Consider the following 4008-nt stretch of genomic DNA (forward strand, 5'->3'; position numbering starts at 1 on the left):
CCCCAACCCCCTCCCCGCAAGCGCTATCGTGTACACACAAGTCCTTCCTGTCTGCGTTTGAGCCTGTTTAGCCCCCTAAATCCCCCAAGTTTGGGGGACTTTGAAAATTCTTGTTCCCCCAGAATTGGGGGTTAGGGGGCGATTCGATCACTTTTGTGAACACGATAGCCCCGCAAGCGAGGAGGGGGCTATGATGTACTTCATTCAAGTGCATACCGCTATATTAATTATTCATTTTCAGGAAATGTTTGAACCTTGCCGTCAGGACTGAGAACTACTCGAATTCTGACATTTTGTCCATATTTATTGGCAGAAACAAAGGGTTGACCAATTTCAGGCATCCCCGCATCTTCAATGAATGTTCTCGCAGCCTGATTCAGGGGATAAATTCTTTCCACCTTACCATCAACATCTACCATCAAACTATATTCTAATGTTTGGGCGAATCCAACGGGTGGCTGCCAACGCTTTGTGAAAATTTGTCTCGCTTCTGCGACTTGAGGCGTATCAAACAAAGTCCTACCAGAGTTAAACTCTTCAGATGCTGGAGTTATGGGTTGACTCGTTGATCTACGAGCTAATGAATTATTATCTACCTCATTAGCAACATTTACAGGAGAATTGATTGTTTTTTCAATTTGCTGTCGGTTCAGCGGTGAGTTAGATGAAGAAATCGGGCTAATATTGTCATTGCGATCGCTAGAGAGAGACGGGGGAACTGATGAGAGACTGGGAAATGTGCCTCTGTTAGGAGATAGGCTAGGTGGTAAAGACCGCCTTTGGGGGAGCGCACTTTCACTTTGGGCAATTGAGCCTGGGGGGAATGGCTGGGGATTTGGCTGAATAGTCAATTCCTGTTCGGGAATTCTGCTGGAGGCTACGCTTGGTGCATTGCTTTCTAGGTTGGGAACCTTGGACTCAAAGATAAACAGTGGATCTTGTTGAGTTGGTAAGGATGAAGAGGAATTGCTCAAAAGTCCAGAATTAGATGCTGACGGGGGCTGTTGAGGAAAACTAGCCGCAGGAAATTGAGAGTCGGAGCCGGGAAGTGGTAAGGATGTTACATCATCCGGGGGACTAAATCCGGATGGCGATGTGGGAATATCGACAGATGGTGAGGGTTCTAGGGCTGTTTGCGCCACTTCTGGCTCGGATATTTTGGCTATTTGTGGTTGATTTTGTTTGTTATTGTTGGCAAATTGTAAAGTCGCTGGTAGTAAACCTACACTTAAAACCATGACTGCGGCAATTGGGGCCCAAGCAGGTAATCGCAAAACTCTATTATTATGATTCAGATTTGGTAATGCCATCACATCAGCAGCGTATTCATCTAAAGCAGTTGCTAAATCGAATAGTTGCAGTAGACTCAGTTGAATTACAGCCCCAGATGTTTGGTTAGCGAGTGGTCCAAGAAACAAATTGTGAGTTAAATAGTTGCCTGTTTCTAAGCGGATGGCGAATGCTGGTATCTGGGAGGGAAAGGATTTGAATATCTGAGTCGTTGGGGGTAAAGATTGCTGAAAATCTGTGAACTGGGAATCATCAGATACTTTACTAGAATCCTGGGGTTCGGAAAGACTGAGCCAAAAGTTATCTGGGGGTTGCTGTAGTAATCCTTGGACGTAGCTGGTGACCACATCACACAAAATTTCTAGTTGATCGCGATCGCCTCGAATTGGTATTCTGAGTTCTTCTGGTAGTTGCGGATCATCAAAGTGTAGTTCAAAGGTTAGCTGCTTGATCACTGTTTTTCCCATCCAATGGGATAAAGGTGAACTTTGCGCCAATATTTCTAAGGTACAAGTTGGGGGTGTGTAGCGTCTAATGACAGAATTTAATGGTGGCATGGCAGGAACGGCGAGGGAGACGATTATCTAAAATTTTGCAGAACTATCTATGAGTGCTAGCCAGAGACGGCGGTGTCCACCAGGCGCACTGTAAAAAAGTAAATCTACAAGTAGTTTTAGCGCCAAGTGGGTGAGTAGATCCGTGGTTATTTGGTCGTCTTCTTCCATCCGTTCTTGGTAGGTATTGCAGAAAGCATCGATATAATCTCCAAGTAAGGCAGCCTGATGAGGTTCCCGCTTGTTTTCCGCCATTTGTTCTAGTAGACCAACAGCACGGCGAATCAATTCTTGGTGCTGTTTGGCGAGGTAGCAGGTGATCAGAACCAGCGATCGCGCTTCTTCTACATCTAGCTTTTTTCGCCCACCTTGACCTTTACGCAAGGGATTAGACTGACGCAAGCGCCATAAAGCTACCCGGTCTGGCACTCTGGACTCTAAATTCAGATTAATTGCCGCAGACAGCATGGCCTCGGAACCAATACCAGTTAAAGTTTCTAGCGCCAACAGCACCAAGTCTAACTGGGTTTTGATGTTGTCCCATTGAACTGTGTTTGGGGCTGGAAGTTTAATTAAATCCGCCCACTGGGGATTGGGTGTGGCTGAATCGGCGGCCGAGTGCATAACTTTTAGCATAGGTGATCAGGCTGTAGGGGCTGTTGCTGTTACCCATTTTGAAACCAGACTCTGAAATATCAAGGTTGGTTTCCCATCGCTATTAGCTAGAAGCTGCCGCAAGCTTTGCTTATTTTGATAAACAGCAATAGTCTTTGTCTTACTCTACTAGATGAAAATTTATTTTCAACAACTTTGCTTGACAAAACTGATCAAGTTCTTCCTCAAGATCATCATTGTTTCAGTAGAAATGTATAAATAAACATTACTGAATCTAGTTAATATCTAATTGCTAATTCCTCATAATATCAAGGGAATTAGTAACTAGATATTAAAAATTTAGTAGCCTACACCCGTGCTATTTATTGCCACTTTATTTGATATAAGCAATAGTAACACCACTGCCACCATCTGCCTGTTCTGCTGGTTCATGGTGGCTAACTCTGGGGTGTTGATGCAAATAGGCGTGAACTCCTTGGCGCAACTTGCCTGTGCCATGTCCGTGAATAATCCATAAGGGGCCTGTCGCTTCCGAAATTGCTTTATCTAAAATAATTTCGGAATCAGCTACCCGGTTACCGCGCAAATCCACTGTATTGCGAGAGGTGCGAATAGCTGGGGCGCTTTCTTCTGGTTGAGTCACTGGGGCTGGGGCTGGCTTGGGTTTGACGACTGGTTCAGGTTTTTGACCATCCAAAGATTCGATGTCTTCCAGCTTCACTGTCATCTTCATCATGCCAAAACGGACGTTAAATTCACCATTGGCATCGGGGGCGGTTAAAACATCTGCTGTTTGCCCAAACTGGGAAATCCGCACGCGATCGCCTACTTTGGGCATAAACCCTACTTTGGGTTTTGGTGCTACCTTTGGCTGATATTTTTGGGAAATTTGATTTAACGCATCGGTTGCTTGTTGGGCATCTTGGGCTTTTGGTGTGCCTTTTTGCAAGCGGCGAATCACTTGGGCAATTTCACCTTTAGCTTGAGCGATCGCTTGTTGGACTGCTACTTCCTGATCAGCCCGCAAAGCTTTTTCCCGTTCCTGCAAAGCATCAGATTTTGCCGACACCTCCTTGTATAAACGTTCCGCTTGCTGCAACAAACTTTGAGCTTCCGCAGCTTTGGTTTCTTGGCGGCGGCGTTGCGCTTCTAACCCAGCAATCACCTGATTAACTTCGTCTGTCGCCCCTCCGACTTGAGTTTTAGCCTGTGTCACCACTTCGGCTTTTAAACCTAAACGCCGGGCAATTGTCAAGGCGTTGGAACGTCCAGGAATACCCCACAATAAACGATAGGTAGGCGAAAGGGTACTTTCATCAAATTCTACAGAAGCATTTTCAAATCGCTCATCTTCATATTTCAGCGCTTTCAATTCACCAAAGTGAGTTGTCGCAATGGTTAGCTGGGCATGATTGGCGAGATATTGCAGCAAGGCGATCGCTAAAGCACTACCTTCCACTGGATCAGTTCCCGCCCCGACTTCATCGAGTAATACGAGTGATTGGGAAGATTGGGAAGATTGGGGAGTGGGGAGTGGGGAGTGGGGAGT

At 45.7% G+C, this 4008-nt stretch carries 3 protein-coding genes; all 3 read right to left on the reverse strand.

What is annotated here, in order from left to right:
* Positions 1–227: 227 nt before the first annotated feature.
* The gene (locus tag AACX33_RS04835) at positions 228–1847 is read right to left on the reverse strand and encodes a DUF4335 domain-containing protein (RefSeq protein ID WP_193997204.1); all 1620 of its coding nucleotides are present in this window, start codon (positions 1845–1847) and stop codon (positions 228–230) included.
* A 27-nt stretch (positions 1848–1874) separates the two neighbouring features.
* Positions 1875–2480 (reverse strand): DUF3038 domain-containing protein, encoded by a 606-nt coding sequence (locus AACX33_RS04840; protein ID WP_193997203.1) that lies wholly within the window; start codon positions 2478–2480, stop codon positions 1875–1877.
* Between the two features lie 352 nt (positions 2481–2832).
* On the reverse strand, positions 2833–4008 hold a 1176-nt coding region (locus AACX33_RS04845), incomplete at its 5' end, for an endonuclease MutS2 (RefSeq protein ID WP_227789450.1).

Source organism: Nodularia sp. LEGE 04288 (genome assembly GCF_963896525.1).
Taxonomy (GTDB): Bacteria; Cyanobacteriota; Cyanobacteriia; order Cyanobacteriales; family Nostocaceae; genus Nodularia.